This window comes from Streptomyces sp. NPDC030799 (assembly GCF_055572255.1).
Window position 1 is genome coordinate 686,182 of the sequence record NZ_JBVIDS010000003.1, and the last position, 26,840, is coordinate 713,021.

The 26,840-nt window shown below is 73.5% G+C and carries 25 protein-coding genes; 12 read left to right on the plus strand and 13 right to left on the minus strand.

Translation table 11 applies throughout. The features are described from left to right. Positions 1 to 4: 4 nt before the first annotated feature. Positions 5 to 946 carry a hypothetical protein gene (locus tag ACZ41I_RS10570; RefSeq protein WP_468513818.1) on the minus strand — a complete coding sequence of 314 codons (942 nt, stop codon included), beginning with the start codon at positions 944 to 946 and terminating at the stop codon, positions 5 to 7. A gap of 494 nt (positions 947 to 1,440) precedes the next feature. Between ACZ41I_RS10570 and ACZ41I_RS10575 the strand changes: the two genes are divergently transcribed. Next, a complete protein-coding gene (locus ACZ41I_RS10575; RefSeq protein WP_363219609.1) occupies positions 1,441 to 2,430 on the plus strand; it encodes an aldo/keto reductase in 990 nt (329 codons plus the stop codon). Positions 2,431 to 2,523: 93 nt separating this feature from the next. On the opposite strand, the gene ACZ41I_RS10580 is transcribed toward ACZ41I_RS10575, so the two are convergent. Further along, complete coding sequence (locus ACZ41I_RS10580) at positions 2,524 to 2,754, minus strand: hypothetical protein (protein ID WP_399769716.1); 231 nt, start codon at positions 2,752 to 2,754, stop codon at positions 2,524 to 2,526. A 516-nt stretch (positions 2,755 to 3,270) separates the two neighbouring features. Between ACZ41I_RS10580 and ACZ41I_RS10585 the strand changes: the two genes are divergently transcribed. Then, entirely contained in the window at positions 3,271 to 4,518 is a 1,248-nt protein-coding gene (locus ACZ41I_RS10585) for an MFS transporter (RefSeq protein ID WP_468513819.1), read from the plus strand. 25 nt (positions 4,519 to 4,543) lie between these two features. Here ACZ41I_RS10585 and ACZ41I_RS10590 read toward each other — a convergent pair whose 3' ends face one another. Genes ACZ41I_RS10590 through ACZ41I_RS10600 form a run of 3 tightly spaced genes read right to left on the minus strand, consistent with a single transcriptional unit; the run spans position 4,544 to position 6,242 of the window. Then, on the minus strand, positions 4,544 to 5,284 hold the full coding sequence (locus ACZ41I_RS10590) for a metallophosphoesterase family protein (RefSeq protein WP_468513820.1): 741 nt from the start codon (positions 5,282 to 5,284) through the stop codon (positions 4,544 to 4,546). Next, the gene (locus tag ACZ41I_RS10595; RefSeq protein ID WP_363219606.1) at positions 5,281 to 5,559 is read right to left on the minus strand and encodes a BON domain-containing protein; all 279 of its coding nucleotides are present in this window, start codon (positions 5,557 to 5,559) and stop codon (positions 5,281 to 5,283) included. Before ACZ41I_RS10595 ends, ACZ41I_RS10590 begins: the two co-directional genes overlap by 4 nt. After that, positions 5,556 to 6,242 (minus strand): nucleotidyltransferase family protein, encoded by a 687-nt coding sequence (locus tag ACZ41I_RS10600; RefSeq protein WP_468513821.1) that lies wholly within the window; start codon positions 6,240 to 6,242, stop codon positions 5,556 to 5,558. Before ACZ41I_RS10600 ends, ACZ41I_RS10595 begins: the two co-directional genes overlap by 4 nt. Before the next feature lie 276 nt (positions 6,243 to 6,518). Here ACZ41I_RS10600 and ACZ41I_RS10605 point away from each other — a divergent pair, with 276 nt between their 5' ends. After that, the gene (locus ACZ41I_RS10605) at positions 6,519 to 7,664 is read left to right on the plus strand and encodes a PP2C family protein-serine/threonine phosphatase (protein WP_399769724.1); all 1,146 of its coding nucleotides are present in this window, start codon (positions 6,519 to 6,521) and stop codon (positions 7,662 to 7,664) included. A gap of 60 nt (positions 7,665 to 7,724) precedes the next feature. Here ACZ41I_RS10605 and ACZ41I_RS10610 read toward each other — a convergent pair whose 3' ends face one another. The 3 genes from ACZ41I_RS10610 to ACZ41I_RS10620 all read right to left on the minus strand — a co-directional run bounded on the left by ACZ41I_RS10610 (position 7,725) and on the right by ACZ41I_RS10620 (position 10,309). After that, positions 7,725 to 8,225, minus strand: a complete 501-nt coding sequence (locus tag ACZ41I_RS10610) for a hypothetical protein (RefSeq protein WP_363219603.1) — start codon at positions 8,223 to 8,225, stop codon at positions 7,725 to 7,727. A 334-nt stretch (positions 8,226 to 8,559) separates the two neighbouring features. Continuing rightward, positions 8,560 to 9,375 carry an SAM-dependent methyltransferase gene (locus tag ACZ41I_RS10615; RefSeq protein ID WP_363219602.1) on the minus strand — a complete coding sequence of 272 codons (816 nt, stop codon included), beginning with the start codon at positions 9,373 to 9,375 and terminating at the stop codon, positions 8,560 to 8,562. Between the two features lie 58 nt (positions 9,376 to 9,433). Then, positions 9,434 to 10,309: a helix-turn-helix domain-containing protein gene (locus tag ACZ41I_RS10620; protein ID WP_468326221.1), complete on the minus strand. Its 876-nt coding sequence runs from the start codon at positions 10,307 to 10,309 to the stop codon at positions 9,434 to 9,436. Positions 10,310 to 10,697: 388 nt separating this feature from the next. Between ACZ41I_RS10620 and ACZ41I_RS10625 the strand changes: the two genes are divergently transcribed. The 3 genes from ACZ41I_RS10625 (at position 10,698) to ACZ41I_RS10635 (ending at position 13,527) form a co-directional block, all read left to right on the plus strand. Continuing rightward, a complete protein-coding gene (locus tag ACZ41I_RS10625; protein WP_468513822.1) occupies positions 10,698 to 11,594 on the plus strand; it encodes an ATP-binding protein in 897 nt (298 codons plus the stop codon). A gap of 418 nt (positions 11,595 to 12,012) precedes the next feature. Beyond that, positions 12,013 to 12,663 (plus strand): GNAT family N-acetyltransferase, encoded by a 651-nt coding sequence (locus tag ACZ41I_RS10630; protein ID WP_363220543.1) that lies wholly within the window; start codon positions 12,013 to 12,015, stop codon positions 12,661 to 12,663. A gap of 66 nt (positions 12,664 to 12,729) precedes the next feature. Next, on the plus strand, positions 12,730 to 13,527 hold the full coding sequence (locus tag ACZ41I_RS10635; protein ID WP_363220542.1) for an SAM-dependent methyltransferase: 798 nt from the start codon (positions 12,730 to 12,732) through the stop codon (positions 13,525 to 13,527). Between the two features lie 503 nt (positions 13,528 to 14,030). On the opposite strand, the gene ACZ41I_RS10640 is transcribed toward ACZ41I_RS10635, so the two are convergent. Continuing rightward, positions 14,031 to 14,489: a flavodoxin family protein gene (locus ACZ41I_RS10640; RefSeq protein ID WP_363220541.1), complete on the minus strand. Its 459-nt coding sequence runs from the start codon at positions 14,487 to 14,489 to the stop codon at positions 14,031 to 14,033. Positions 14,490 to 14,738: 249 nt separating this feature from the next. Here ACZ41I_RS10640 and ACZ41I_RS10645 point away from each other — a divergent pair, with 249 nt between their 5' ends. Beyond that, complete coding sequence (locus tag ACZ41I_RS10645) at positions 14,739 to 15,437, plus strand: lipoprotein (RefSeq protein WP_468513823.1); 699 nt, start codon at positions 14,739 to 14,741, stop codon at positions 15,435 to 15,437. A 97-nt stretch (positions 15,438 to 15,534) separates the two neighbouring features. Here the strand turns inward: ACZ41I_RS10645 and ACZ41I_RS10650 are convergent, their stop codons facing one another. Further along, entirely contained in the window at positions 15,535 to 17,595 is a 2,061-nt protein-coding gene (locus tag ACZ41I_RS10650) for a DUF1996 domain-containing protein (protein WP_468513878.1), read from the minus strand. 360 nt (positions 17,596 to 17,955) lie between these two features. Here ACZ41I_RS10650 and ACZ41I_RS10655 point away from each other — a divergent pair, with 360 nt between their 5' ends. Then, positions 17,956 to 19,716, plus strand: a complete 1,761-nt coding sequence (locus ACZ41I_RS10655; RefSeq protein ID WP_468513824.1) for a C40 family peptidase — start codon at positions 17,956 to 17,958, stop codon at positions 19,714 to 19,716. Positions 19,717 to 19,941: 225 nt separating this feature from the next. Then, positions 19,942 to 21,306 (plus strand): FAD-dependent oxidoreductase, encoded by a 1,365-nt coding sequence (locus ACZ41I_RS10660; RefSeq protein WP_468326320.1) that lies wholly within the window; start codon positions 19,942 to 19,944, stop codon positions 21,304 to 21,306. 123 nt (positions 21,307 to 21,429) lie between these two features. Here the strand turns inward: ACZ41I_RS10660 and ACZ41I_RS10665 are convergent, their stop codons facing one another. Together ACZ41I_RS10665 and ACZ41I_RS10670 are read right to left on the minus strand one after the other, a co-directional pair. Continuing rightward, positions 21,430 to 22,431, minus strand: coding sequence for a hypothetical protein (locus ACZ41I_RS10665; protein WP_363219698.1), 1,002 nt, complete (start codon positions 22,429 to 22,431; stop codon positions 21,430 to 21,432). Beyond that, positions 22,428 to 22,823 (minus strand): PadR family transcriptional regulator, encoded by a 396-nt coding sequence (locus ACZ41I_RS10670; protein WP_363219699.1) that lies wholly within the window; start codon positions 22,821 to 22,823, stop codon positions 22,428 to 22,430. The genes ACZ41I_RS10665 and ACZ41I_RS10670 overlap by 4 nt, the downstream gene beginning before the upstream one ends. Before the next feature lie 329 nt (positions 22,824 to 23,152). Between ACZ41I_RS10670 and ACZ41I_RS10675 the strand changes: the two genes are divergently transcribed. The 3 genes from ACZ41I_RS10675 to ACZ41I_RS10685 all read left to right on the plus strand — a co-directional run bounded on the left by ACZ41I_RS10675 (position 23,153) and on the right by ACZ41I_RS10685 (position 25,118). Continuing rightward, positions 23,153 to 24,415 carry a hypothetical protein gene (locus ACZ41I_RS10675; RefSeq protein ID WP_468513825.1) on the plus strand — a complete coding sequence of 421 codons (1,263 nt, stop codon included), beginning with the start codon at positions 23,153 to 23,155 and terminating at the stop codon, positions 24,413 to 24,415. 137 nt (positions 24,416 to 24,552) lie between these two features. Further along, complete coding sequence (locus ACZ41I_RS10680) at positions 24,553 to 24,840, plus strand: DUF1232 domain-containing protein (protein ID WP_468513826.1); 288 nt, start codon at positions 24,553 to 24,555, stop codon at positions 24,838 to 24,840. A 71-nt stretch (positions 24,841 to 24,911) separates the two neighbouring features. Continuing rightward, positions 24,912 to 25,118 (plus strand): hypothetical protein, encoded by a 207-nt coding sequence (locus ACZ41I_RS10685; RefSeq protein WP_468513827.1) that lies wholly within the window; start codon positions 24,912 to 24,914, stop codon positions 25,116 to 25,118. A 140-nt stretch (positions 25,119 to 25,258) separates the two neighbouring features. Here ACZ41I_RS10685 and ACZ41I_RS10690 read toward each other — a convergent pair whose 3' ends face one another. Beyond that, a complete protein-coding gene (locus ACZ41I_RS10690) occupies positions 25,259 to 26,659 on the minus strand; it encodes a hypothetical protein (RefSeq protein ID WP_468513828.1) in 1,401 nt (466 codons plus the stop codon). Positions 26,660 to 26,840: the final 181 nt, after the last annotated feature.

Below are 26,840 nucleotides of genomic sequence, written 5' to 3' on the forward strand. Positions count from 1 at the left end.
GCATTCAGCATTCCAGGGAGGTCATCACCGCGTCGTGCGCGCGGTCGGCGGACGCCGGAGCGGGTGCGGTGCGGGACAGGGCGGACACGGGGATCCCCGGAGGGCCGGCGTTCGCGGGGTGACCGTCTCGGGTCTCCGCGGGTACGGGGGTGCGGTGCGAGGTCTCCGCGGGCGCGGGAGCGCAGTGCCGGGTCTGCGCGGGCATGCGGTGGCGCGTGGGCAGCAGGGACCGTAGGTATGCACGCAGGCCTGCGCGGCGGCCGTGCAGCAGGCCGAGGACGATCGCCGAGCCCACAGCGATCAGATGCTCGCGCCCGGCCAGGTTGGGCACGGCGAGGGACTCCCACACCATCGAGCCGCCGGTCAGGGTGAACACCACGGGCGCGCGCCTGATCACCGAGAGATAGGTGAACAGACCGACGACAGCCGCGGAGGGCCCGGTGTCGAGCACCTGCCCGTACGCGTGCGGCAGGCCGAAACCCCACCAGCCGGGGCCCAGCGCGATCATCACGCGGGCGACGAGCGTGCCGGCCAGGGTGGTGACATAGGCGATCGCCAGGGTCCGGGCCCGGCCCACGACCAGTTCGGCGAGGGCGAAGGAGAGGAACAGCGAGGTGATGCCCGCCCACACGGGCAGGTCGAGCGCGGGGACGTACAGCGACACGGGCGTGCGCAGCAGCGCCAGCCACAGCGGGAGGTCACCGGTGACGCCCCCGAGCCGCTGGACCCACAGCCGGCCGAGCGGGTGCTGTGCGATGTCGTGGAAGAAAACGACGCCGGACGCGGCGACGAAACCCAGCAGGAGCGCGGAGAGTCCACGCCGCGTGAGGCGGTGCACCGGGTCGACGACGATGGCGCGCCACTCGGCCCGCAACGTCCGCCCGGTGAACCGGCCGAGCCGTGCGAGCAGTAAGCGGCACAGGTCGTTGCGCCCTTCAGTGGTCATGAGGCACGGCAGCCCATCGCCTTCGGCTCCCCCGTCATGTCCCTCGCCCCCTTCACCCCGCTTCCGGCGGTCGGACCGTGCGGGGCGTTTTACCGACGTTCGACCTGATCGGTGACAGTTCAGCGATCCGGCAGACGGGCGTCAAGATCCGTCAGGGGGACGCGCGGGTGTGGGAAGACCCACAGGTCCGCGCGGCCGTGAATCCGGCGCCGCGAGGCAACCTCCCTCCCCACGGACCCGTCCTCCGGAACAAGGCTTCTGCGACCTGTTCGAGCTGCCGGTACGGCTGGATGCGCAGCCCGGCGCCGGGTCCGCCTTGACTTCGAGAGCGCTCCAACTCGTAGCGTCGCCGGCGTCCGGCACGCGGGTGCCCGTACCCGGCCTCCCCCACGGGATGCCGGGTGCCGCGATCCGTCGCTAGATGGAAGCGGGACGAAGCAGGACCCCGTGCCGTACGGAACGACGATCGAGTGCAGGAAAGGCTGGGACATCGCATGCAGAAGCGCAGTCTGCGGGACCTCCAGGTATCGGCCATCGGCCTCGGATGCATGGGGATGTCCGCCTTCTACGGCTCCGCGGACCGGGAGGAGGGCATCGCCACCATCCGGCGGGCCCTGGAACTGGGCGTCACCTTCCTCGACACGGCCCAGGTGTACGGCCCGCTGACCAACGAGTCGCTGGTCGGCGAGGCGATACGGGGACATCGCGACGACTACGTGATCGCGACCAAGTTCAACTACCGCATGGACGACGCCGTACCCGGCGACATGAGCACGATCGGCCGGCAGGACGGCTCGGCCGAGCACGTGCGCAGCTCGGTCCATGGCTCGCTGGAGCGGCTGGGCACCGACCACATCGACCTGTACTACCAGCACCGGGTCGACCCGGACGTGCCCATCGAGGAGACGGTCGGCGCGCTGGGCGAGCTGGTCGCCGAGGGCAAGGTGCGCTGCATCGGGCTGAGCGAGGCGAGCGCGGAGACCATCCGGCGGGCGCACGCCGTGCACCCGATCACCGCGGTGCAGAGCGAGTACTCGCTGTGGACGCGGGACGTGGAGGCCGAGGTGCTGCCCGCGTGCCGGGAGCTGGGCATCGGCTTCGTGCCGTACTCCCCGCTCGGCCGCGGCTTCCTCGCGGGCCGCTTCACCTCGCCGGACGAGCTGGACGAGAACGACTTCCGCCGCGCCAACCCGCGCTTCACGGACGCCAACCTCAAGGCGAATCTGCGGCTCGCGGCGAAGGTGAAGGAGATCGCCGCCGAGAAGGACGTGACCCCGGCCCAGCTGGCCATCGCCTGGGTCCTGGCCCAGGGCGAGGACCTGGTCCCGATCCCGGGCACCAAGCGCCGCACCTACCTGGAGCAGAACGCCGCCGCGGTCGCCGTCGAGCTGACCGGGGAGGACCTGGCCCGTATCGACGCGGAGCTGCCTGCGGTGGCGGGCGAGCGGTACGACGAGGCGGGGATGCGCACTGTCAATCGCTAGGGGCGCCCGTCACGACGTGCCTCATCGCGGGGTGCCTCCGGCAGGGACGCGACGGTCCTGGGCCGGAGGCCGGTTCGCATCGTTCGGGAACCGCTAGAGCAGCTGTCCCATGACGCGGGGAAGAAGTCCTTGCGAGTAGTCGGCGTCCGAGTCCTCGTCGAGGTTGATCTTCGTGGGGCTGCTGTTCCGGGAGTTGGCCGCAGAGCCGGACGAGCCCTTCTGGCCGGTCTGGGTGGACCCGTGGTCCCCGTCTGCCAGGGCGGGGACGGCGGCGGTCAGGACGAGAGTCGCGGCGGCAAGCGCGGCGCGGGTGATGATCTTCATGCCCCGCCCAACGACGTGCCTGGCATCGGGGTGCGCCGAGCTGCGCCGATGGTGGAACGGGGCCCGCTTCCGCGCCGACCACTGATCGAACGCACCGGAGCGTGACCGGGGTTCGGGTGCCGCCGTGCGGCCGTGGTGCGCGTCACGTGTGCGGGTCCGCTTCGGCAGGACGCGGGGACTGTCTCCAGCCGGTGCGCAGTGCCGCACACGGGGGTCTGTGAGGAACCACACGCGAGGCCCAATGGGCCTAGGCATGCGGGACTTTGGGGCTCGCAGCGACGCTCCGGCGAGTGCCGTGGCGACCACTGTCCCCTCCCGTCTGCCACCATGGTCGGCGCCCTGACCGGGGATGGCCCGGCCGCGCAGTGCAGCCGGCCCGACGGGTTCCGCCGGTCCCTGTCTCCCTCCCTGGTTGTCGAGTACCCCGCCGTGCCCTCTGCTCCTGCCCTGTCCACGTCCGTGCCCGGTTCCGCTCCCGCCTCGCGTTCGCCGTGGCGTTCCTTGCGGCATCGGGGCATGCGCTGGTGGTCGGCCGCGAACTTCGTGTCCAACGCCGGCACCTGGATGCAGCTCACCGTGCAGAACCTGCTCGTGCTGCAGATCACCGGTTCCGCCGCGGCGACCGGCCTGTCGATCTCCGTGCAGGCGGCGCCTGCGCTGTTCGTGAGCCTGCTGGGCGGCGCGGCCGTGGACCGCTGGCCCCGGAAGCTGACCGTCGCCGTGAGCCAGGCGCTGCTCGGCGCGGTCGCCTTCACCACGGCGCTGCTGGTGGCGCTGGACCGGATCGACATGCCGGCGCTGCTCGCGCTCGCCGCCGTGACCGGCATCATCGCCACCGTCGACGGGCCGGCCTGTGCGCTGCTCGGCAACGATCTCGTGCCGCGGGAGGACGTGCCGTCGGCGATCGGAGTGGGCGCCCTCGTGCACAGCGCGGGCCGGCTGGCCGGCACCGCGCTCGCCGGTGTGACCGTCGGGTTCCTCGGCACGGCCTCCGCGTACGCCGCCAACGGACTGTCGTTCCTGTTCGTGGCGTCGGTCGTGCCCTTCCTGCGGCCGGTGCACGGGGCGGTGACCGAGCCGGCTGCACAGGCTCGGGCCGTTCCGGAGCGGGCGGAGATGAGCGTGCGGGAGGGGCTGATGTTCTTCGTGCGCCGGCCCCGGCTGATGGCTCTCGCCGGGATCACCGGGATCAGCTCGGTCTTCGGCCGCAACTACGGCCTCACGCTCGCCGTCCTCGTCACCGGACCGCTCGCGGGCGGCGCCGGGTCCTTCGGCACCGTCTCCACGGTGCTGGCGGTCGGCGGCATCATCGGTGCGGTCCTCGGCGCCCGGCTGCGCAAGCCCTCCGTGCGGACCGTGGGAGTGCTGGCGGCCGCCGGCGCCCTCCTCCAGGTCGTCGCCGGCCTGTCGCCGTCGCTGGCCGTGCTGATGGTGCTGGTGCTGCCCATGGCCGTGGTGGAGTCCGTCTCCGACACCGCCGGTACGGCGGTCCTGCAGACCGACCCTCCCGCCCATCTGCGCGGCCGGGTGCTCGGGGTGTGGAGCAGCATCGGCACGGTGTGGGGCCTCGGCGGGCCGCCCCTGCTGGGCCTGCTCATGGAGTGGGCCGGTGCGCGCGGCGCCCTGGTCGCCGGTGGTCTGCTGATCGCCGGGTCGATCGGCGCGGGCCTGCTGGTCCGGCGGCGCGGCGTCGTGGTGCCGGTGACCGTGACCGCGAAGGACGGCGACGTGACCGGCCGCGCGGCCCTGGGCACGGCCGCCTGACGCCCGCCCCCCGGGGCCGCGGGGCTCACTCCTGCGTGTGCTGCTCCCGGCCCGGCAGGTGGTACACGTGGAAGGCCTGTCCGATGACCGGCTGGGCCACGTTCCGCACGCGGACGCCGCCGCTGGTCATGCCGTGTTCGGTGCCGGCGTGCGCGTGGCCGTGCACCGCCAGGTCGGCGCCGCCGGTGTCGATCGCCTCCGCGAGCAGATAGCTGCCGAGGAACGGGTAGATCTCCGGCGGCTCGCCGGCCAGGGTGTCCGGCACGGGCGAGAAGTGGGTCAGGGCGATCCGCACGTCGCAGTCGGCCAGCTCCTTCAGGGCGTCGTGCAGACCGTCGGCGCACCGGCGGCTGTAGCGGACGAACTCCTTCATGAGCGGTTCGCCGAACTCCCCGGCACAGCGTCCGACGAAACCGCCGCCGAAGCCCTTCGTCCCGGCGACCCCGATCCGGGTCCCACCAGCGCCGCCGACCACGGTGGCCTGCCCCTCCAGCACATGGGCGCCGGCGTCCCGGAGGATGGTGGTGACCTCCTCGGGACGCTCGTCGTGGTGGTCGTGGTTGCCCAGGACGGCGACGACCGGCACCCCGAGGTCCTTGATCTCCCGTGCGACGACCGCGGCCTCCTCGGGGGTGCCGTGCCGGGTGAGGTCACCGGCGAGCAGCAGGACGTCGGCGCACCCGGGCAGGGTCTCGAAGGAGGGGCGCAGCGTGCCCTGGCTCTCGGGGCCCATGTGGATGTCCCCGACGGCCGCGACGCGGATCATGTCAGGTCCTCTCCATGGTCGGGCGAGGAGGTCCCTGCGACGAGGATGTCGCAGTGGACGGGGTGCCCCGCCAGTTCCTCGCGGGCCATGTGGCAGATCTCGTCCCGGCACTGGGCGGACGGCACGGTGCCGGTGAGCAGGACGGCGTCGCCGCGCATCTCCAGTCGTACGCCGAGTTCCCCGAGCGGTCCGGCGGCCAGGTGCTCGGCGAGGTGGGCGACGCGGTAGTCCAGGTTGCCGGCCGCCGGCGGGGGCGGCGGGCTCGTGTCGGTCATGGCTGCCCCTCCTGGGGGTCGATCACGTGCAGCCGTTCGAGGAGGAAGAGGAAGGCGGCCGGCATGGGCTCTTCGCCGCAGGTGTCCCGGACCTCCTGCCAGTCGACCTTCTCGCGCACGGCCCGGGCGACCGGCAGCACGGCCCCGAAGTCGCAGTAGTGCTCGGAGAAGGCGCTGAGCAGGCTGCGGATCAGGTCGGTCGGGGACAGGACGGGCATCAGCACCGAGTCGACCGGCAGGACATGGGCGCGCTCCAGCAGGTCCTTGGTGACGGGCTGGTGCGCGAGGGCGAAGATGATGTCGACGTTCTGTCCGCGGCAGGTGGTCTTCAGCAGCCAGTCCTCGGGCGGGGTGCGCACGTCGAGGCCCGCCTCGCGCAGGGTGGCGGCGACCGTCTCGGCGTCGTCGGGCAGGACGCAGAAGTCGGCGTCGTGCTGGAGGTAGCGGCTGCCGCCGTGGGCGTAGACGGCCACGCTCCCGGCGAGCGCGAAACGGTGGCCGGCGCGTTTGAAGAGGGCGCCGATCTCCTTGGCGGCTTCCAGGATCGCCTGGCTGCGGTCGTGCGGCAGGTCCGGCTGCCCCGGCGCGGAGGCGGTGGAGCGGTCCGTTCCGTCCTGGGCGAGTCGCAGTTCGGTGACCTCCGGTCGCCGGAGGGGCGCGGTGTCCTCCCCGTTGTGTGTCATGACCTCTCCTTCACGGCACCGGGCGCCCCCGGGGTGGCCGGTTCCGCCCCGGGGGCGTACGGGTACCCGGCGCGACCGCACCGACACGGCGCACCGCACGGCGGTTCGCGGCGGTTCGCTCCGCCAGGACGGCGGCAGGCAGCAGGTCGCCTGGAGTGGGAACAGACCTGTGACGGCGCGGTCTCGGCGTGCGCGGGCGAGGCCGGGCGGAAGCGCAGGGGGCGGATCCTTCCCGCGTGACGTGCGTGCCGTCCGGCCCGGGAGCACGCTGTAGGAATGAAACCCCGGCTCGGGGCGGCCTGGCGGCAGCCATGGCAGTCGGCACATCCGCTGCTGTTGCTCCCGGTCGCGCTCATCGTGGTGATCACGGTGGTGGACACACAGGCCCCCTACAGCGTCCACCTGGGCCCGGCCCTGGTGATCGCACCGGCACTGACGCCTTCCATCGCCGGTCCGCGCACCACCGCGGCGATCGGGGCGCTCGCACTGGCCGCCCAGATCCTCATCGGGGTCACCCATGGCGGCATCGGCACCACGAACCACGTCGTGCAGATCATCACCCTCGCCGTGCTCTCGGTGCTGCTGGTGCTGTACAGCGCGCTGCGCGAGCGTCGGCAGGCACAGCTGGCCCAGGTCCGCACGGTCGCCGAGGCGGCGCAGCATGTGCTGATGTGGCCGCTGCCGGAGCAGATCGGGCCGCTGCGGATCGCCTCGCTGTATCTGGCCGCCGAGGACGAGGCACAGATCGGCGGCGACCTGTACGCGGCAACCCGGTGCGACGGCGCGGTACGCGTCCTGATCGGCGACGTCCGCGGCAAGGGCCTGGCGGCCATCGGCGAGGCCGCGCTGCTGCTCGGGGCGTTCCGGGAGAGCGCGCACCGGCACATCCCGCTGGCGGAGCTGGCGGCCGTCCTGGAGCAGAGCATCACCCGGCACACCGCGGACCTGGAGCCGCCGGAGGAGGCGGGCGAGCGGTTCGCCACCGCGCTGCTGGTGGAGATCCCGGACCGGGATCCGGTCACCCGCATGACCAGCTGCGGCCATCCGCCACCGCTGCTGCTGAGCCCCGGCCACGCCGTCACCGTCCCGAGTCTGCACCCGTCACCGCCGCTCGGGGTGCAGAGCAGCACCGAGCACACGCTGGACGTGTTCTCGTTCGAGCCGGGTGACACCCTGCTCCTCTACACCGACGGCGTGGTGGAGGCCAGGGACGCGCACGGCCGGTTCTATCCCCTCACCGAGCGGGCTGGGCGCTGGACCGACGACAGCCCCGAGGCGCTGATGCACCATGTGCGGCGCGATCTGCTCACCCATGCCGGGGGCCGGCTGGACGACGACGCCGCGCTCATCGCGCTGCACCGCACGGCCGTGGACCGGCGCCGCCAGCACGGCCGGGTCAGTGGCTCCGCCGCGCACCGATGACTGTCACGGCAGGCGTGAGTCCCGCCCCGAGTGGGGCGGGGCGGGACCGCACGCCCCCGGTCAGCGGACCGACCTCAGGTCGGTGATCTTCAGGGTCTTCAGGTCGGACTGCACGTCGATGGCGCTGACTTCGGCGTGCGGCCCGTCGCTCCAGGTGAGCGTGACCCGGCTGGTGGCATGGCCGGCGCCGGAACCGGTGTAGGTCACCTTCCACTTCACCGGTACGTTCTGCGCGAAGAGGATGCCGTCGGCGTGCTCCTTCTTCTCGAAGGCCGCCACGTGCTTCTGCGCGGCGGCGGAGAGGTAGAAGGCCCGCAGCGCCTTGGCGGCGTCGCCCGCGGCCTTGTCGTCGGTGGACCAGACGGCGTCGATGTAGGCGCCGTAGAAGTCGGCCACGTGCTGGGTGACGTTGCGCGGGTCGCCCTGCGCGGAGGACACGGCGGCGGTGCGGGTGGTGTGGCTGGTGCCGGTGCCCGCGAGGGCGGGCGCCACGGCGGCCAGGGTGAGGCCGCCGGCGAGGGCCACCGCGGTGAGGAGGGTCTTACGACTCTGAACGGACATGTGTCTCATTCCCCCGGTTTCGTACGTCCGGGCTGATCCCGGCCGTCGACGGACCTTAAGACCGCATTTCCCTCGCGCCGGTTCCGCTTCTCCCGGCTTTTTTCCCACTCCTGTCACGGAACATGAGGCAACCGGAAGGTTGTGCCGAATTCCGGTCGGGTTTCCGCGCCCTTTCGGTCATTCCGCCTCAGTGGGCCGGGAGTTGGGTGCTCTCGCGACGAATCGGGGCCTGCCGGCCGGGGAGCCGCCCGTCCCGCCGTGCGCAAGGAGGCGGGGCCGGGGTCCGGGAGGTGGGTCGGACCCCGGCCCCTGGTCTGTCACGACGAGCGGCCGGTCACGGCTTGCGGGCGACCGCGCCGTACATGGCGATGTCCTCGTCGCGGATGTCCTTCTCGCCGGTGCCGTCGGGGTGCCACTTGTGCACCTGGACGATGCCCGGTTCGGCCAGTTCCAGCCCCTCGAAGAACTCGTGGGCCTCGTCGAGGGTGCGCAGCCGCATGGGCATGTTGCGGGCCGCGTACTCGCGGGCGACCCTGCCCACCTCCTCGGGGGCGAACTCGGCAGTGCCGATGGACATCGCCAGCCAGCTGCCGGACGGCAGCGGCTCCAGCAGCCGGCGTACGACACCGACCGCGTCGTCCTCGTCGAGCATGAAGTGGACGATGGCGATGACCGTGAGCGCGACCGGCTTGCCCAGGTCCAGCGTCTCGCGCAGCTCGGGGGCGTCCAGGATGGCCGCCGGGTCGCGGAAGTCGGCCTCGATGTACGAGGTACGGCCCTCGGGCGCGCTGGCCAGCAGGCCCTGGGAGAGGGTGAGGACGATCGGGTCGTTGTCGACGTAGACGACCCGGGACTCGGGAGCCACGGCCTGGGCGATCTCGTGCAGGTTGGGCGAGGTCGGGATCCCGGTGCCGATGTCCAGGAACTGGCGCATGCCCGCCTCCTCGGCCAGCCAGCGCACGGCACGGTTCATCCAGTCGCGGTTGGCCCGCATGTGGACCGGGAGCGCGGGCCACTCCCGGGCCATGGCGTCACCCGCCTCCTTGTCGGCGGGGTAGTAGTCCTTGCCGCCGAGGATGTAGTCGTAGATGCGGGCGGAGTGGGCGTTCTCGGTGTCGATCCGGTCGGCCGGCCATCCGTTGTCGGGCAACGCCGTGTCTCCCATTCGGGTCGGGGGGTGGGGGCTTGCGTACGCGCAGGTGGGTGTGTCACAGCTCCTTGCGGATCGCGCCGAGCAGGGCCTCCGTCTTCCTGGCGGGCGCGGCCTGGGCGCCGAGCCGGTCCAGCGACTCCCGGTACACCACCACGTCGTCGGCCTTGTCGAGGTAGACGGCCCCGACCAGGCCGTTGAGGTAGACGATGTCGGGCAGTTCGCGGGCCCGGAAGCGGAAGAGGTGGTAGGCGCCCGCCCGAAGCGCCGGATGCGGTCCGTTGGCGAACGGCATGAGCTGCAGGGTGACATGCGGCAGTCGGTTGACCTCGACGAGGTGGTCGATCTGCGCGCGCATCACCTGCGGTCCGCCGACGGGCCAGCGCAGCACGGTCTCGTCCATCAGCACCCACACCCGCGGCGGCGCCTGGCGGGCCAGCAGTTCCTGGCGGCGCATGCGCAGGGCGACCCGGCGTTCGGTGGCTTCCACGGAGGCGTGCGGATGGTCCGCGGCGAGCAGGGCGCGGGCGTAGTCCTCGGTCTGCAGCAGGCCGTGCACGAACTGGTTCTCGTAGGCGCGGATCTGCAACGCGGCCTGCTCCAGGCTGAGATAGGCGGCGAACCAGTCGGGCATCACATCGCGGTAGGTGTGCCACCAGCCGCGCTTGTTGGCCTCGCGCACGGACTGCAGGAAGGTGTCGATCTCGTCCTGGTCGGTGACGCCGTAGACCTGGAGCAGTTTCTCGACGTCCGCGAGCCGCAGCCGGGCCACCTTGGCGGCCTCCATGCGGCGGATCGTGGAGTGGCTGACCCCGATGGCGGTGCCCGCCGCCGCGTAGCCGAGGCCGGCCCGGGTGCGCAGCTCCTCCAGTTGCCGGCCCAGGATCATGCGCAGGACGGAGGGGGCGCCACCCCAGTCGGTCTCCTCGGTCACGCCTCACACCCCCTCACCAGGTCACGGGGACACCGTCGCACACGATCGCTTCCCCGACCCATTCGATCACGTTCTGGCCGAAGCAGCATGCACTTGGCTACTTGCAAATTTCAACTTGCCGGTTGCGGAGCGTTGTTGGCAGGTGCCACAGTGGACTCACTGCTCCGGCTGACCAAGGAGCGGGCGGCGCGGCCGGGTTGGGGGAGACCGGGCCGCACTACGGCCTCGTGGGAGGCGGTGTGTCGTCTGCTGCGCGAGCGGCCGGCCACAGATCCGACACCCCCACGCGAAGCCGGATGAAAGGCGCACGGCGATGGCTCCGCCCTCCCTCCCCCTACCGCTCCACCGACCACCCGGGGACCGGAGAACGCCCCTGGCGTCGAGCCCGTTGCGCCTGCCCGCGGTCCTCCCCCGGCGCCGGCCCACGGACGACCCGGCCCGGATCCCGCCCCCGGACTCCACGAGGTACGCGCGCCGGGATCTTGCCGACGCGGAGCAGACCCACCGGGCCCGGAGCATCACCGACCCGGCGCACCGGCTCCCGGACCCGCCCGACGGACCGCACCGCACTCCCGGCACCGCCGACCGGCCACAGCAGCCACGGGACGGCGCCGACGCGACGGACCGGGCGCCGGACACCGCCGACCGGCGGCCACGTCGCGGTCCGGACCGTACGGACGGGCCGGACCGGCGGGCGGACGCGGCCCTCGCCGCCCCGCGCGGGGCCCCGGACACCGGGAACCACCCGCTCCCCGCGGCGGACGCCGTGGAACCTCCGCATCGACCGCCGGTCCAGGCCGGTGTCCGCAGACCGCCCGGAGGCGAGCGCCTCGGTCGACTCCCTGGGCCCCTCGGCCCCGACCGGCTCGTCTCCAGGGCCCCGACCTCCCGCTGCGCCGCCGCCTTCGACCTCCCGGCCCGGCCGGCGGCCGTGGGCGCGGCCCGCCGTGTCGTGCAGGATCTGCTGACCGCCTGGGACGTACCGGAGGACCGCCGGGACGACGCGGTCCTGGTGATCTCGGAGCTGGTCACGAACGCCCTGATGCACACGGCCGGTCGGCGGATCGCCTGCCGGCTGCACGACACGGCGGACCGGATACGGATCGAGGTCGAGGACCAGGAAGGCGGCGCCGCGCCACCAGTGGCGCGCCGCCCCGGACCGGACGACCAGCACGGGCGCGGGCTGTTGCTCGTCGACGCGCTGAGCCTCGCCTGGGGCGTGACGCCGCTGTCCGGTCGGCCCGCCCGAGTCGTCTGGGCGGAGCTGCCGTCCGACCACGGCTGAAACCGCGCCCCCCGATCCGCCCCCCTGCCCGCCACGGACCGTCCCCCACTCGTCCGAAGGATTCCCATGCGCCACACCGCACCCGTCCCCACTCCGTCCGCCGACCCCTCCTGGACCCGCACCCGCCCCAAGCCCGGCTCCCAGGAACACGCCGGCTGAACCCGGGACCCGCTCACCGGAGCGCCGCAACACCCCGGCGGAGCGGGGCGGTGGCCACGGGGCGCCGCGCCCGCTCGCCCCACCGCCCCACACCGCCGCCCTTGGACCGAAACCACCCCCGCCCGCACCCCATCCGCCCGCGAAGCCCGGTAAATTCACCGCCGGTGCGGGGCGCCCGCATCCGTCGGGGCTCGGGGCTCGTGCGGGTTCCGGGTCCGTCACGCGGAGCGTTCCGCCGGGGGTGTGCATGGTCTGGTCGATGATCCGCCGGAGGCGGGCCTCATCCGGGCTGCCCGCGCCCGGGCGGTGCGAGCCCGGATGCGGCCGGCACGCCCTGGCCACCGAACGGCTGTTGCTGTTCACGCCCCGGACCCGGCTCGACGTGGCGGCGGCGCTCGCCGCCGGCGCCGATGCCGAGGCACAGCGCTGGCTCGGCACCCAGGCGGATCAGGTCCTCCCGGATCCCGGCACCCGCAGGGCCCTGCTCGCCTGGCGGCCGGCCGGTGACGACGGCCGCCGGGTGCCCGGGAAGCTGGCGCAGCCGTACGTACCCGGCCCGGACGATCCGCTGCTCCTGGTCTGTGTGCGCAGATCCGACCTCGCTTATGCCGGCGCCCTCGAACTGGAGCACCGTACGGGCGAGATGGGCGGCTGGCTGGCGCCGGCCTGCCGCGGCCAGGGCCTGGGCGCGGAGCTGTTCCGCGCCGGCGCGGCGCTCGCCCACACGCATGCCGGACTGACCACGGTCCGGGCGGGCGCGGAGCCCGGGAACACCGCGAGCCGACGGGCCCTGGCCCGCGCCGGCTTCGTGGCGGACGAGGGACCGCCCCGGCACACCCTTCCTGACGGCCGTGTGGTCGATGCCGTCTGGCACCGCCACGACAGTACGGCGGCCTCCCGCTGCCGCTGACCACCCGCTCGCCCGCCCGTCCGGCGTCGCGAGCCATCAACCCCCCACTTTTCCTGGAGAGCCGACGTGACAGACACCGGATTCAGCCCGGAGCGCATCGACACCGGCAAGCCGCACTCGGCGCGGATGTACGACTGGTACCTGGACGGCAAGGACCACTACCCCGTGGACGCCGAAGCCGCACAGCGGGTGCTGGAGCTGTTCCCGGGTGTCAAGGACACGGCCTGGGCCAACCGTGAGTTCATGCACCGGGCCGTCCGCTTCGTCGCCCGCCAGGGCGTCGACCAGTTCCTGGACGTGGGCACCGGGATCCCCACCGAGCCGAATCTGCACCAGATCGTCCAGGCCGTCACCCCGAGCGCCCGTGTCGTCTACGCGGACAACGACCCGATCGTGCTGCGGCACGCCGAAGCCCTGCTCCACGGCACAGCCGAGGGCCGTACCGCCTATGTGCACGCCGACGTCCGGGAACCGGAGCGGATCGTGGAGTACGCCCGCGAGCACCTGGACCTCACCCGGCCCGTCGCCCTGTCACTGATCGCGCTGCTGCCGTTCGTCACCGACGAGCAGGACCCGCACGGCGTCGTCCGTACGCTGCTGGACCCCCTGCCGTCCGGCAGCCACCTGCTGCTGTCCCACGGCAGCGGTGAGTTCGACCCGGAGGTCCGGGAGCGGGTCGTGGCGGTCTACCGCGCCGGCGGCACCCCGGTCCAGGCACGCTCGCTCACCGAGGTGACCCGCTTCTTCGACGGCCTGGAGCTGTACGAGCCGGGGGTCGTGTCGGCCCCGCACTGGCACCCGGAGCCGGGGATGCGGGTCCGCGAGGAGCAGCCGGTGTACGTCGGGGTGGCCCGCAAACCCTGATGCGGCGGGTCCCGGGGTACGGGTTCTCGACCTCGGTCACCGGGTGTACGGCACCGATGCCATGCCCTGCACCGGCCGGTCGCTGTCGGCCGGTGCAGGGCACCTGGACGCGCCGGACTCGGCCTGCCTGGTGATGCTGGACGGTGACGGCTCGCGGCGGCCGGGCCGGTGTGCGTGGTCACGGGCGTGGAGCGGCGCAACACCGCCTCCGCCGGGCTGATGCGCCGCAACGGTTTCACCGAGGAGGCCACCGTCGGCCTCTTCGTACGACCGCTCGCCGACAGCCCCGGCAGCGGTGCGGGCCGGTCCCGTGACACCGCGGCACCGCGCCGCCACCTCACCCGTGCGGCGGCCGAACGGGTCCACCGAGGGGAACGGGGCGGGCGGCACCGGAATCACCGCCAGGAGGTGGGGCCATCATCGGTCCGGGCAGCGGAGGCCCGGGCTCCCACCGGCGCGCTCGGTCGGCCCCCGGTGCCCGCGCCGACGGGCCCGCCCGGCCCTCACGCCTGCGGCATCAGCCCTGCCGCGACCGTCGCCCCCAGCTCCCAGCACGCCTCCGTGTCGGCCTTGCCGGGCTCGCCGGTGACGGTCACCGCGTCGGCCGCACGGCGCCAGCCGAGGCCGGTGGTGACGGCCTCGATGGCGCGGACGGCACCGGTGACGTCATTGCCGCCGTGGACGTAGTAGCCGAACGGCCGGCCCCGGGTCTCGTCCAGGCAGGGGTAGTAGATCTGGTCGAAGAAATGCTTCAGCGCGCCGGACATGTAGCCCAGGTTCGCCGGGGTGCCGAGCAGATAGCCGTCGGCTTCCAGGACGTCGGCGGCGGTCGCGGACAGGGCCGCCCGCCGGACGACCCGGACGCCCTCGATCTCCGGTGTGGTGGCGCCGGAGACGACGGCCTCGAAAAGCGCCTGGCAGTTGGGCGACGGGGTGTGATGGACGATCAGCAAGGTAGGCACACCCCGCACCCTGCCGTGCGCCCGTGTCCTCTCGCAAACGGCGGGCGCGGCGGGCGGCGCGGCGGGGTGGAGCCGGTGCACGGGAGGGACGGGAGGGGCTGCCGTGACCGGTACGGATGCACGCATGTCCGGTCCTCTCCCGAGCCGCTGCCTCACCGACCGACCGGCCCGGCCGGCCCGAAGAAGGGCGTTCGGCGTTGCCGGTGCCCTCGGTTACAGTGACGCCCCTGAACAGGAGGGGAGAAGGACGTGCAGGTCGGGGTGGGGTCCATGTGGGGCAGAGTGGTCATGGCGGTGGCGCTGGCGGCGGTGCTCGGCGGGTGCGCGGAGTCGGCGGACGGTCCCGGGAAGAGCGCTTCCGGCGCATCGCCGAGCGCCCGGAGCGAGGGGGCCAGGGGGACGGCGACGGCGAGCGGCGGTTCGATCGGTGCGGCCGGTTCGAGTTGCGAACTGCCCGTCCGTTTCGACATCGCCAAGGGCTGGAAGGCCAAGCCGGTCGACGCCGAGAAGGAGCTGTCGAAGACCTCGAAGGGCTCCGACGGCGACCTGAACGGGGCACTCGCCGACGCCTTGCTGCGCCAGGGCCCGGTCACCACGGCCTGCGAGATCGACGCCAAGCCGGCCGGCCACATCGGCTTCCTGCGCGTGTGGACCGGCAAGCCGGGGGATGCCGACGCGGGCGCAGTGCTGCGCCGGTTCGTCGCCGCGGAGGACAACGTCAGCAAGGAGAAGTACCACTCCGTCAAGACCGGCGGCGGGCTGAGCGGCGTGGAGGTGGAGTACCTCTACACCAGCAAGCTCCTGGAAGAGACGAAGAAGGAGACCGCCCTCGCGGTCAGCACGCCCGACGGCCCGGTCGTCCTGCACCTCGGCGGCATGGACAGCGAGGAGCACGACGCGATGCGGCCCGCGTACGAACTCGCCAAGCAGACACTCATGCTGAGCTGAGAACACCCGCCGGGCAGCACTCATCCCACGGTCGTCGACCGGCCCGTGGAGCCGGGCCGGTCGTGGACGTCGCGGGCAGCGGTGCTGACGGCGGCGGTCAGTAGCGCAGGCGCCTGGCCCGGAGCAGCATGATCAGGCCCGACAGGGCGAGCAAGCTGCCGAGGACCGCGGGCCACACATGCGCCCCGGTCTCCGCGAGTGCACCCTGCTTGCCCTGCGGTTGCGGCTGCGCGGAGGCGGGCGGGACGTGTCCGGCGGCGGTGGCCTGCGCGGGCGCGGACTGGGTGGGCGGGGACTGGACGGGCGTGGACGTCGGCGTGGGCGGTGCCGGCTCGGTGGAGCTGCCCTGCTTGGAGGGCGTGTGCTGTGTGGTGCCGCCGTTCTGCTGGGAGGGCCGGTCCTGGTGCGCGGGCTGGTCCCCCTTGGTGGGCTGAGCCGGCTTGGCGGACCGACCTTGCTCGGCGGGGTCTTCCTGCTTCGCGGGCTGTTCCTGCCGGGTGGGGCGGTGCGGAGTGGTCGTCGCGTCGGTCCTCGGCCTCTCGGTGGGCCGGGCCGCCGAGGATGCCGGCGCGGAGGTGGCGGTGCCACCGGGCTGCTCCGTCGCACCCTCGCCCGGGGCGACCGTCGCACCGCCGCCCGGGGCAGCCGTCACACCGCCGCCCGGGGCAGCCGTGGCACCGGAGCCGGAACTCGCCGTGGGCGCCGGCGTCGTACCGGAGCCGTCGCCGCCGCGGCCGCAGGTGCGGCCGGAGTTGATGCAGTCGACCATGTCGCGCATCAGGTCCTCGTCGAAGACGTTGATGAAGTCGCCGTGATCCGTGACGGGCTTGTGCAGTTGCTCGGGGAAGGAGTCGACCGCGAAGAGCGGCACCGTACGGCCGCCGTCCTGCAGGCTCGGCGCCTTGACGTCGTAGACGATGCGCTGCACCAGCTGCGGAATGGGGCGGAAACCGGCCGGACAGGAGCCGTCGGTGGCGGTGAAGGCCACATGGGTGCGGTGGTTGGCGCTGTCGATGTTGCGGCCGTCCCAGCAGCTCTGGAACCGGAAGGTGCGCACCACGTCGCTGCCCGGCGGGCACAGCGGGTACTTGTCCTTCAGCTGCCGGTCCTCGTAACCGGTGCAGCTCCAGGACGCGTTGGCGTTGCCGGGCCCGTTGACGAAGGCCTTGGCGTCGCCGGTGATGATGCGCAGGAACCGTGGCATGGCGGTGACCTTGGCGTGCGGGTTGCCCACGAACGTCAGCGTGACCTGCTTGGGCGTGACGATCCGGCCCGCGTTGCCCTCGGTGCCGCCGCCCGGGGATCCGGCGTCGCGTTCCTGCGTGCCGTTCTGCAGGCGCAGCACCGGCCAGTAGTACGTGGACCTGTCGCCCTGGTCGGCACAGCTCGTGTCGGCCTTCGCCAGGTCGTCGTCGCCGGCGAAGGCGTTGTTGCCCTGGTTGCCGACGTAGTCGTGGAAGTGGTGGGCACCGTTGGAGACGCCGGGGGCGACGATGACGTTGTCGGAGTTGAACAGGCCGTTCGCGTTGACCCCGCAGTCGGAGGAGAAGGTGCCGCGCGAGGCGTCGGCCTGCTGGGGCGGGGCCGGCAGGCCGGGCTGTACGGAGGTGATGTCCGCGTAGTCGGAGACGACCGGTCCGTTGCCGCCCTGGCCGGCGCCTGTCTGCTGGGTGCCCCCGGTCGGGGCGGCGGTGGTCTGAGCGCCGTCACCCGCACCGCCGCCGGCCGGCCGCAGAGTGCAGGCGGCCAGGGCGTCCAGGCCCTGCGGGCGCTCCCCCGCCCGGCCGAGGGCGTCGGCGATCCGACCGATCACCGCGGCCCGCTGCTCCTTCAGCGGGTTCATGATCGTGTCGTCGACGGAACCGGAGGCGTGCCCCGTGGCCTGTCCCGTGGCCTGCCCGGTGACCTGCCCCGACTGCTGCTGGAGCTGCCGGTACGCCGCCGCCGACTGCCGGTCCAGCAGGGCGAGTTCGCGGTCCACGTCGGAACGGGCCGCGTCCGGTACGGCGGTCAGCCGGCTGCCGACATCGGGGCAGTCGATCGTCGCCATGCCCGCGGACAGGACATGGCCGGTGCCGTTCGCACCGGACCCGCCACCCCAGCCCTCGGTCGCCGAGGCGTAGACGTTCGCCACGACGAGGCCACCTCCGCCCAGCATCAGGGCGACCGCTGCGAAGGTCGCGCGTCGTGCGCCCGTCGGGCGTCTGCGGTTGTTGCGTGCCAAGGTCGTCCCCTGTGTGGTGTGTGCGCCGGTCGGGCATGGAGCTCCCCGGCTTCATACGGAAGGCGGCGGCGATGTGTTCAACGGCTTCGAGAATTCATCGGTATCTCACAGGGAAACAGGGGTCTCTCCTCTTCCCCTTCGAACGTCACCACGAACATCACAAATACGTATCGGACATTCCACGCCTCAACCTTCACACGAGGTACACACGTTGGCTAGGTTGACGCGAGGCCGCCCGGCACTCGACGGAGCCGGACGAGACGGCCCAACTGCCCTGAGGGGCAAGGAAGGAGCATGTCTTCCATGGCGCCGGAGAGCCGCGACGAGGTTCCGCAGCGGGACGAGGTCCGGCAGCGGATCAACTCCCTCTACGATCAGGCCGAGAACGCGACCGGGAACTACAACGCGACCCGGGCCATGGCCTCGGTGACGCGCTCGCGGGGCGTTCCGCTGGCCAAGCGGTCGGGCCGGCGGCCGGATCCCGCTCTCGACGAGGTCGCCCGGCCGTGGTTCGACATGGCGCGCGCCAAGCTCGGGCCGACCGTCCCCGCCGTACTGCCCGCCGACCGGCTCCCCGCCCGTCCGGCCACGGGCCGTTCCCTTGGCCGGATGGGCGGTGGTGGTCCGGGCGGCACACCGGACGCGCTGGGTACGGGTCTGCCGGCTCGGCGGTCCGAAGCGTTGGAGCGGGCCGCCGACCGCGCGGTGGCCGAGCTGACGGCCGGCCCGGCGCCGGACCCCGAGCAGCTCGCCCGGGCTGCGCGAGAGGGCGGACGTGCCGCGCTGCCTGCTCCCCGGCGGCCTGAACTGCCCGGTGCAGCCCGCGAGTTGACCGGTCTTGCCGGAGCGGGAGCGCGCGGCGCGAGCACACCGGAACTGACGCTGCCCGGCCCCGCGGCCCTGGTGGGTACGCAAGCGCAGGCAGTACCGGCCGACCTCGATGCACCGCGGCCGGCGCCGGGGATTCCCGGGCCCGGTCTTCCGGTGGAGCCGGCCGGCCCGGGGCCCGTCGAGACGGCGGTCCTCCCGGTGACCGGGCCGCCGGCGCCCCAGGACAGTCCGGCGCAGGAACCCTGGGCGCTCCCCGGCCCCACCGCGCCGGGCCGCCCCTCCCCCGCCGCGTCCAAGGCCGCCAACCAGCGCAAGCTCGCCGCCGCCAGCGATGTGATCTCCCGGTACGCCGCCCAGCTCGTCGGCGCTCTGGCCGTACCCCCCGCGTCCGCCACGCCCATGCCGCCCGAGTCGGCCACGACGGCATCGCTCACTTCCGTTCCGGTCGCACCACCCACGCCGTTCACGGCCACACCGCCGACACACACACCGGCCATGCCGGTCGAGGCCACACCGCCGACACCCATGACCACCACGCCGGCCATGCCCGACCCGGCCACACCGCTCGCGCCCCTCGCGGCCGAGCCGCCCGCTTCCCTTTCGCCCACGCCGCCAACCCCCTTCGCAGCCGCGCCCGTTCCACCCGCACCGCCAACCGCGCTCACCGCCGTGCCCGTCCCGGCCGCACCGCCCACGCAGTCCCCCTCGGACCCCGCAACCGGTCAGTGGCAGCAGCCGCAGTGGGCGTCACCGGACGGAGCGGTGACCGCGACGCCGGCCGAGGACACCTGGTCCACCTGGTCGGCCGGCGGGGCCTCCGGGACCGGTACGGGTTCCTTCACGCCCCTCCCCGAGTCACCCGGGGCCGCGCGGGCCGCCAAGGCCATCGCGTTCGCTCGGGCGCAGATCGGGAAGCCGTGCGTATGGGGTGCGACGGGGCCGGACTCGTACGACTGCTCCAGCCTCACCCAGGCCGCCTGGAAGGCCGCCGGGGTCACGCTGCCGCGCGCCGCGCACCAGCAGGCGCTCGCCGGCACCCCGGTCACCCTCGCCGGAATGGAGCCCGGTGACCTGGTCCTCTTCTTCGACGACGACCGGCACGTGGGGCTCCATGTCGGCGGCGGCATGATGGTGCACGCGCCGGGCCCGGGATCGTCTATACGGGAGGAGTCGGTCTACGGCGCCGGAGAGTCGGCTATCCACCGGATCGTGCGACCCGCCTGACCGGCCAAGGGACCTTCCCCGGGGTGGCTGTCGACGCATCCGCCACCGCCCGTCACCGCCACGTCACCGCCACCGCCGTCCCCGCACCCCGGGCCATAAGGCATCGCTGGGCACCTCATAAGATCCACTTATGAGGTCATAGACCTGACCCCCGTACCAACTTAGGCGTGCCTTAGTTTAGGCTCCTTGATCGAGTCGCCATCCACGCTCGAAGGGAACCTGATCATGCCGCGCCCCCTGCGGGTAGCCATCGTCGGAGCCGGTCCCGCCGGGATCTACGCCGCCGACGCCCTGCTCAAGTCCGAGGTGGCCGCCGACCCCGGTGTGTCCATCGACCTCTTCGAGCGCATGCCCGCCCCGTTCGGCCTGATCCGGTACGGAGTCGCCCCCGACCACCCGCGCATCAAGGGCATCATCACCGCCCTGCACCAGGTGCTCGACAAGCCGCAGATCCGCCTGTTCGGCAACGTCGACTACCCGACCGACATCAGCCTGGACGACCTGCGCGCCTTCTACGACGCGGTGATCTTCTCCACCGGCGCGATGGCCGACCGTGAACTGTCCATACCCGGCATCGACCTGGACGGTTCCTACGGCGCAGCCGACTTCGTCTCCTGGTACGACGGCCACCCGGACGTGCCCCGTACCTGGCCGCTCCAGGCGGAGAAGGTCGCCGTGCTCGGCGTCGGCAACGTCGCGCTCGACGTGGCCCGCATCCTCGCCAAAACGGCGGACGAGCTGCTGCCGACCGAGATCCCGCCGAACGTCTACGACGGTCTGAAGGCCAACAAGGCCCTGGAGATCCACGTCTTCGGCCGCCGTGGCCCCGCCCAGGCGAAGTTCAGCCCGATGGAGCTGCGCGAGCTGGACCACTCGCCGAACATCGAGGTCATCGTCGACCCCGAGGACATCGACTACGACGAGGGCTCGATCGAGACCCGGCGCGGCAACAAGCAGGCGGACATGGTCGCCAAGACGCTGGAGAACTGGGCGATCCGTGACGCCGGCGACCGGCCGCACAAGCTGTTCCTGCACTTCTTCGAGTCCCCGGCGGAGATCCTCGGCGAGGACGGCAAGGTCGTCGGCCTGCGCACCGAGCGCACCGCCCTGGACGGCACCGGCAACGTCAAGGGCACCGGTGAGTTCAAGGACTGGGACGTCACGGCGGTGTACCGCGCGGTCGGCTACCTCTCCGAGAAGCTGCCCAAGCTGCCCTGGGACCTCGAAACGGGCACGGTCCCGGACGAGGGCGGCCGGGTGATCGAGGAGGGCGGTTCCCCTCTGCAGTCCACCTACGTCACCGGCTGGATCCGGCGCGGCCCCATCGGTCTGATCGGCCACACCAAGGGGGACGCCAACGAGACCGTCGCCAACCTGCTGGACGACTACGCGGGCGGCCGGCTGCACACGCCCGCCTCGCCCGACCCGCAGGCCGTGGACGCCTTCCTCGCCGAGCGCCAGGTCCGCTTCACCACCTGGGAGGGCTGGTACAAGCTGGACGCCGCCGAGCGGGCCCTGGGCGAGCCGCAGGGCCGCGAGCGCGTGAAGATCGTCGAGCGTGAGGACATGCTGCGGGAGAGCGGGGCGTAAGTCCGTACTCCGCAGGACTCAAGAGGGGGCGGGCGCCAGGCGCCGGCCCCCTCGCGAACGGCGGCGTTCCGCGGGCGGCAGGGCAGCAGGGCATGGTTGCGCATGCACCGGCGCCGAGGCAGCTCAGCGTGGAGCGAGCTCTCGGCGGCCGGCCACCGCCAGGACCACGGTCAGCAGGGCGAGCGCCACCGCCTGGGCGATGTCGCCGCGGAGATACCCGGCGGCCTCGGGCAGCCCGAGCCACGGGTACAGGGCGGCGATGCGCACGGCCAGGAGGAGCAGGCCGAGCACGGCGAGGGCGAGCGCACCGCCCGGCGCGACCCGCTCCGCACGGCGCACGCTCCACAGCAGCCAGCCGAGGGCGCCCGCGACGAAGCAGTTGCCGGGGCCCCACACCAGGTCGGCGGCGCTGGGCAGCAGCACCTGGGACGCGCCCGTCACCACGCACGCCGCCATGAAGACCAGACCGGGGGTGCCGGCCGGCAGCCGGGCCGGCGGCGCGTCGCGGTGGTGGGCGGCGCACAGCACGAGGGCCGGCAACCATGCGAGGAGCGCCAGCGTCACCACGAACGCGGGCTCCGTGATGACCGTCGCCCCGGTCAGCGAGGACACCAGCGGCCACAGGGTGGGCAGTGCGGCCACCAGGACACCGGTCCGGGCGAGACGGCGACGGCCGTACAGCAGACCGAAGTAGGCGGCCGTCCAGCCCAGCGGCAGGATCCACTGGGCGAGGGCGACCGTTCCGCCGAGGAGCCCGTGGTCGGTGAAGTCCGAGAGGAGCACCCGCCGTTCAGCGCCTCCGCGGGTGAACGACCAGGTCAGCTGCAGGATCGGCGCGACGACGGCGGAGGCCGCCAGGACCAGGACGGCGGCCAGCGCGAAGAGCCGGGCGCCCGAGCCGAGCAGGACGTAGGGACGGGGCGCCCCTGCGGCGCCGAGGCGGCTGCGCACCGCCAGGGCGGCGATGCTCGCCACCTCGCCGAGCGTGGGCCGGCTCTGGTCCTGTGTGTCGCGGTCGAGGTCGCCCAGGTACGTCTCGACCATCTCCTCCTCCCGCTCGCGCCGGTAGTAGGCGGGGAGCAGGCGCAGGACGGCGCGGTAGCGGGCCTCCAGCAGCGTGGTCATGCGTAACCTCCGGCGAGTCCGGGTGCGGTGGGGGGTTCGAGCCCGGACCGGCCTTCGGCCGCGGGGCGGACGGCGGTGCCGGCGCGGCGGCCCTCGGCGATGCGCCGCTTGGCCGCGCCGGCGCCGGCGGCCATCCGCTCGGCCTCCGCGTCCAGGGCCGCGACGCCGTCGTCGGTGAGCCGGTAGTAGCGCCGCAGCCGGCCCTGTTGGACCTCTTCCCGGTCCAGCACGATGAGGCCGTCGGCGGTGAGCCGGTCCAGCACTCCGTACAGCGTGCCGACCCGCAACTGCACCTCTCCCCCGGACAGTTCCTCCGTCTCGCGCAGGATGCCGTAGCCGTGCCGGGGCTGGTCGGCGAGCGCGGTGAGGACGAAGAACGCCGCCCGGGTCATGCTCTTCGCTGTCATGGAGCCAGAATATATCGACTGCCGATATATATCGACGGCACGGCACCGCATACCCCGTGAACGGGGCCCGCCCCTGAGCGGATGGGCGGGCGGACCCCGTTCGCCCGCCCATTCTGGGCGGCGTACGACGGCACGACCACGTGTGAACAACGGCCGGCCGACGCATGCCCCACGCGCCCCGGGTGAACGGCGCGCGTCCCGTGCGCGGGGGTGTGCAAAATCCGCCACGCGCCGCCTCCCGGCCCCGGACGACGTGACGCGCGGGCCGGCGGTGATACTGGGAGACGCACCCGCCCCCATCAGCAGATTGGCTCATGTCGAACTCCGCCACCGACCGCGCCACCATCCCGCAGACCCTCTGGGCGGCCCGGGGCCGCCACACCGGTCCCGCCCCCGAGGAGGTCGTCCGCCGCACCCTGCGCCGGCACAAGGAGAACGGGGACATCGACGACTTCACCGAACCCCCCGCAGGCGAAGCGCCCGAAGCCGCACCCCCCGGGGCCCCGGACGCGGGCTTGCGGGTCTTCGAGGCACGCTGGCGGGCCGGCGGCACGGTCACCGTGCGGGCCCGGCTCACCCTCGTGGCGCGCGAGAGCCGGCCCCAGGGGCACGAGTGGCGGCTCGTCGCGGAGGCCGAGCGCCCCTGGGACGAGGCGTGGCCCTCACCGGCGACGCTGTTCTGGCCCGCGGACGGTACCGGCGAGGACGGCTCCTGGGACCATCACGCCACGCTCGCCGGGGTGCGCTTCCGGCAGGTCAACCCGCTGCCCGCGGACGACAAGGAGATGCGGCGCAGGCTGCGCGAGGCGGCGCGCGAGGCGTGGTGCGTCAACGTCGTCGTGCACGAGGCGATGACCCCGGACGAGCAGGGCCGGCTGCCGCTGGCCCGGCTGCTGCCGCCGGGCCTCAGGCACCGGATCGTCGAGCACCGGGCCGCGCCGCACCAGTTCCGTGCCGTCAACTGGGCGCTGAAGGACCTCGGCGTCGAGGTGCCGCGCGGCGGCGCCGTACTGCTGCCTCCGGATCCGGCTCCGGATGGCTACGACGGCCACGAGCACCGCGTGCGCAGTGTCTTCCTGGACGGTTCCGAACCGGCCGAACTCGTCGCGGCCCTGCGGCACTTCGCCGCCCTGCCCCGGCCGCTGCCGCGCGAGGTGCAGGAGGCGCTGACCGACCTGCGGGAGAACTGGACCCTGATGACCCTTCAGGAGGAACTGGAGCGTGAACGGCGGCTGGTCGCCGTGTACGCCGAGGCGCTGGAGGCGATGACGAAGTCCCGGGACCTGTACAAGGAGGCTGCCGAGCAGGCCCTGGAGGCCCTCGCCGCCTACCGGGACGTCCCCGCCCCCGCCCTGCCGCAGCAGCGGCCCGAGCCGCGGACGCCGGGTGCGCTGCAGCCGCTGACGCGGACGTTCGAGAGGCTGAGGTCCGCGGCCAAGGCCCGCCGCCCTGCCCCGCCGGCCCCGCAGGGCCCCGCCGAGGACGTGGACGGAACGGAGCGGCAGTCGTCACCGCCGGTCCCGCCGACCGGCGGCCCGCGCGGGGACGGTCACGACGGCTCCCGGGCTCCACTGTGACCGCACGGTCGTGACTGCAACGGTTCTGAGACTGCACGGTGGTGACCCGGTTTGGGGTCGGAGTTGGCGCACACCCTGTCCGTAGGAGCCGGCAGTCGTCGTAGCCGTCTCTTCGGAGGCCGGAAGGAGGAGGCCGGATGGATTCCGCCACCACCCTGCTCGTGATCGGCGCCGTTGTCGCGGCCGTGCTGTTCGTCGTCGCCATCGGCCTGCTCGTGCGGCTGGTGCGCGCCCGTCGCATGCTGCAGCGGGCCGGGCTGCCGACGGGGCCGCGCTGGGTGTTCTGGGGCGCCGTCGCCTATCTGCTGCTCCCCACCGACCTGCTACCCGACCCCGTCTACCTGGACGACATCGCCGTCCTGCTGCTGGCGCTGCGCAGCCTGCGCGCCGCCCGACCGCTGCCACCCGGTCCGACCGAGCCCTGAACGGTGGGGCTTCGAACGGCCGGGGCGCCGGCCGCGGCGGAGGCGGACTGCTGCTGTGCGCGAGGTTCGTGGTGGCCGGCGCGACCGCGGAGGTGCTGCGGCGGGCCAGGCCGCAGACGGTGACCTTCGTCGTCACCGGGGACGGCGGCCGGGCGGAGCGTGTCCGCACGGCCGACACCGACCCGGCCCCCTGCCTGGAGCGGGCCCGGCCGGTCCGACGCCGCCGCACGGCTCGCCGACGGCGTGCGGCGGGGCTGGGCCGGTGTCCACGCCGATGATGTGGCGAGTGTGCCTGGAGGCGGACGCCTTCCCGTTCGCCCCGGCGGCCGCCCGGGTGGACGGTCGTCCGGTACTGCGCCCGGTGAACGCCGGGAACGTGGCGCCGGGCCGACGGACCGGCGCGCCCCGCGGTCCGAGGTCAGCCCGCGCCCGCACGGCGGGCGTCGCTCGCCACCAGGGTGCCCAGCAGCACCGCCAGGGCCGCGAGCGCGGCCACTGCTGCCGTGGTGTCGGCAAGCCACGGCGGGGCCAGGGTCGCATCCCAGGACCGGGACGGGTCGGGCACGCCGGACCACCTGCCGAGCAGCTGTCCGGCGGCGAGCGCGGCCGTGAGGCCGAGCGCGGCGGTCGCCGTGACGAGCCGGGCCTGCGGCGACCGGGCGGGCAGCGCGAGGGCCAGCAGGACGCACAGGACCGGGCCCAGGACGGTGGCCGGGAGGACACCGTGGGACGGTCCGGGCCAGGAGCGCGGGGCGTGGGCCACCCCGCACAGGAAGACCAGCACCGCGGCGCCACGCACGCCCCACGGGGGAGCCAGGGAGCTCCAGGCGTCCTGGCCCTGGCCCTTCGCCGGGCGAAGCTGCACCGGCCGGCCATTGGCGGGCCTGCCCTCCGCCGACCGGTCCGGCTCCGGCTCCGGCCCGCCCCTCCCGCCGGTGGCCGCGGGGGTGCCGTCGGGCGTGGCCGAGGGGGGTTCGGCCGGGGAGGGTTTGGCCAAGGAGGGGCCCGCCGAAGCCGGTTCAGCCGAGGCGGGGCGAGCCGACGCGAGGGCGGCGGATGCGAGGGCGGCGGGATCGGGGTACGACCGCTCGGGCAGCGGAGTCTCACTCGGCGAGGTGACGGGCGGCGGCGACGCAGGCAGCGGGGGCTCGAACAGGAGGGTCTCGTGGCCGGGACGGTCCGCGGCCAGCCGGGCGATCAGCTCGGCGAGTTCCTCGACGGGCCGGTTGGCGGCCGCGGCCTGCAGCGCGGCCTGACCGCAGTGGGGTTCGACGGACGCACGGTGCAACAGCTGCACGAGTCGGGCGACCTCGTCCAGCGGCCGGCGTTCGGCGGCGGCCCGGATCACCTCGTCGGCGCTGCCGGTGTCCCGCGGCGGCTCGGTCAGCAGGGCCACCAGGCGGGCGAGGTCCTCCACGGGCCGGTCGACCCCGATCGCGCGCAGCGCGTCGGCCGTGGCCCGGGGGTGCTCGGGCGAGTTCTCCAGCAGCGTGATGAGCCGGACGACCTCCTCGAGCGGGCGGTCGGCGACGGCCGCGCGGACCAGGCCCTGCAACGGATCGTCGTACGGAAGATCGCCCTGGCGCGGGGCACCGTCGTCCGGGATGTCTTCGCCCGGCCGGTCGGCATGCGCGGTGCCGGCGTGCGTGGTGCCGGCGGACAGCTCGCGGGGGCCGTCGGGAGGACTCTCGTCGGGCGATTGGGGAAGCGGCTCCGGCGGCGTGGCCGGCCACGTCAGGAGCTGGGGGGACGGGGTGAGGACCGGCACGGAGGGTATGAGGGCCTCGTGGGGACGGGGGGACGGAGAGGGGGTCGTCATCTCGGCTCCAGTCGCAGGGTGCGGCAGCGGCTGCGCCCCCGCACACGGCCGCGGCATTACGCAGTCCATTACTAGGAGCCGGTGGGTGGGCCCGCCACTCCGGTGCGGCACTGGTGTGAGACGGTCGGTCAGCGCGGACTCCGTCGGCTCACCACCCCCTCCCAGGTGCGTCGCATGGTCC

What these genes read in the sequence shown, in the direction of transcription:
- ACZ41I_RS10670 (WP_363219699.1), bottom strand. Translation starts at nt 22,823, where the DNA reads ATGACCCGGGCGGCGTTCTTCGTCCTCACCGCGCTCGCCGACCAGCCC.
- ACZ41I_RS10650 (WP_468513878.1), bottom strand. Translation starts at nt 17,595, where the DNA reads ATGCTGGGCGGAGGTGGCCTCGTCGTGGCGAACGTCTACGCCTCGGCG.
- ACZ41I_RS10630 (WP_363220543.1), top strand. Translation starts at nt 12,013, where the DNA reads ATGATCCGCCGGAGGCGGGCCTCATCCGGGCTGCCCGCGCCCGGGCGG.
- ACZ41I_RS10605 (WP_399769724.1), top strand. Translation starts at nt 6,519, where the DNA reads ATGAAACCCCGGCTCGGGGCGGCCTGGCGGCAGCCATGGCAGTCGGCA.
- ACZ41I_RS10660 (WP_468326320.1), top strand. Translation starts at nt 19,942, where the DNA reads ATGCCGCGCCCCCTGCGGGTAGCCATCGTCGGAGCCGGTCCCGCCGGG.
- ACZ41I_RS10665 (WP_363219698.1), bottom strand. Translation starts at nt 22,431, where the DNA reads ATGACCACGCTGCTGGAGGCCCGCTACCGCGCCGTCCTGCGCCTGCTC.
- ACZ41I_RS10570 (WP_468513818.1), bottom strand. Translation starts at nt 946, where the DNA reads ATGACCACTGAAGGGCGCAACGACCTGTGCCGCTTACTGCTCGCACGG.
- ACZ41I_RS10655 (WP_468513824.1), top strand. Translation starts at nt 17,956, where the DNA reads ATGTCTTCCATGGCGCCGGAGAGCCGCGACGAGGTTCCGCAGCGGGAC.
- ACZ41I_RS10575 (WP_363219609.1), top strand. Translation starts at nt 1,441, where the DNA reads ATGCAGAAGCGCAGTCTGCGGGACCTCCAGGTATCGGCCATCGGCCTC.
- ACZ41I_RS10610 (WP_363219603.1), bottom strand. Translation starts at nt 8,225, where the DNA reads ATGTCCGTTCAGAGTCGTAAGACCCTCCTCACCGCGGTGGCCCTCGCC.
- ACZ41I_RS10680 (WP_468513826.1), top strand. Translation starts at nt 24,553, where the DNA reads ATGGATTCCGCCACCACCCTGCTCGTGATCGGCGCCGTTGTCGCGGCC.
- ACZ41I_RS10600 (WP_468513821.1), bottom strand. Translation starts at nt 6,242, where the DNA reads ATGACACACAACGGGGAGGACACCGCGCCCCTCCGGCGACCGGAGGTC.
- ACZ41I_RS10590 (WP_468513820.1), bottom strand. Translation starts at nt 5,284, where the DNA reads ATGATCCGCGTCGCGGCCGTCGGGGACATCCACATGGGCCCCGAGAGC.
- ACZ41I_RS10595 (WP_363219606.1), bottom strand. Translation starts at nt 5,559, where the DNA reads ATGACCGACACGAGCCCGCCGCCCCCGCCGGCGGCCGGCAACCTGGAC.
- ACZ41I_RS10585 (WP_468513819.1), top strand. Translation starts at nt 3,271, where the DNA reads ATGCGCTGGTGGTCGGCCGCGAACTTCGTGTCCAACGCCGGCACCTGG.
- ACZ41I_RS10580 (WP_399769716.1), bottom strand. Translation starts at nt 2,754, where the DNA reads ATGAAGATCATCACCCGCGCCGCGCTTGCCGCCGCGACTCTCGTCCTG.
- ACZ41I_RS10675 (WP_468513825.1), top strand. Translation starts at nt 23,153, where the DNA reads ATGTCGAACTCCGCCACCGACCGCGCCACCATCCCGCAGACCCTCTGG.
- ACZ41I_RS10690 (WP_468513828.1), bottom strand. Translation starts at nt 26,659, where the DNA reads ATGACGACCCCCTCTCCGTCCCCCCGTCCCCACGAGGCCCTCATACCC.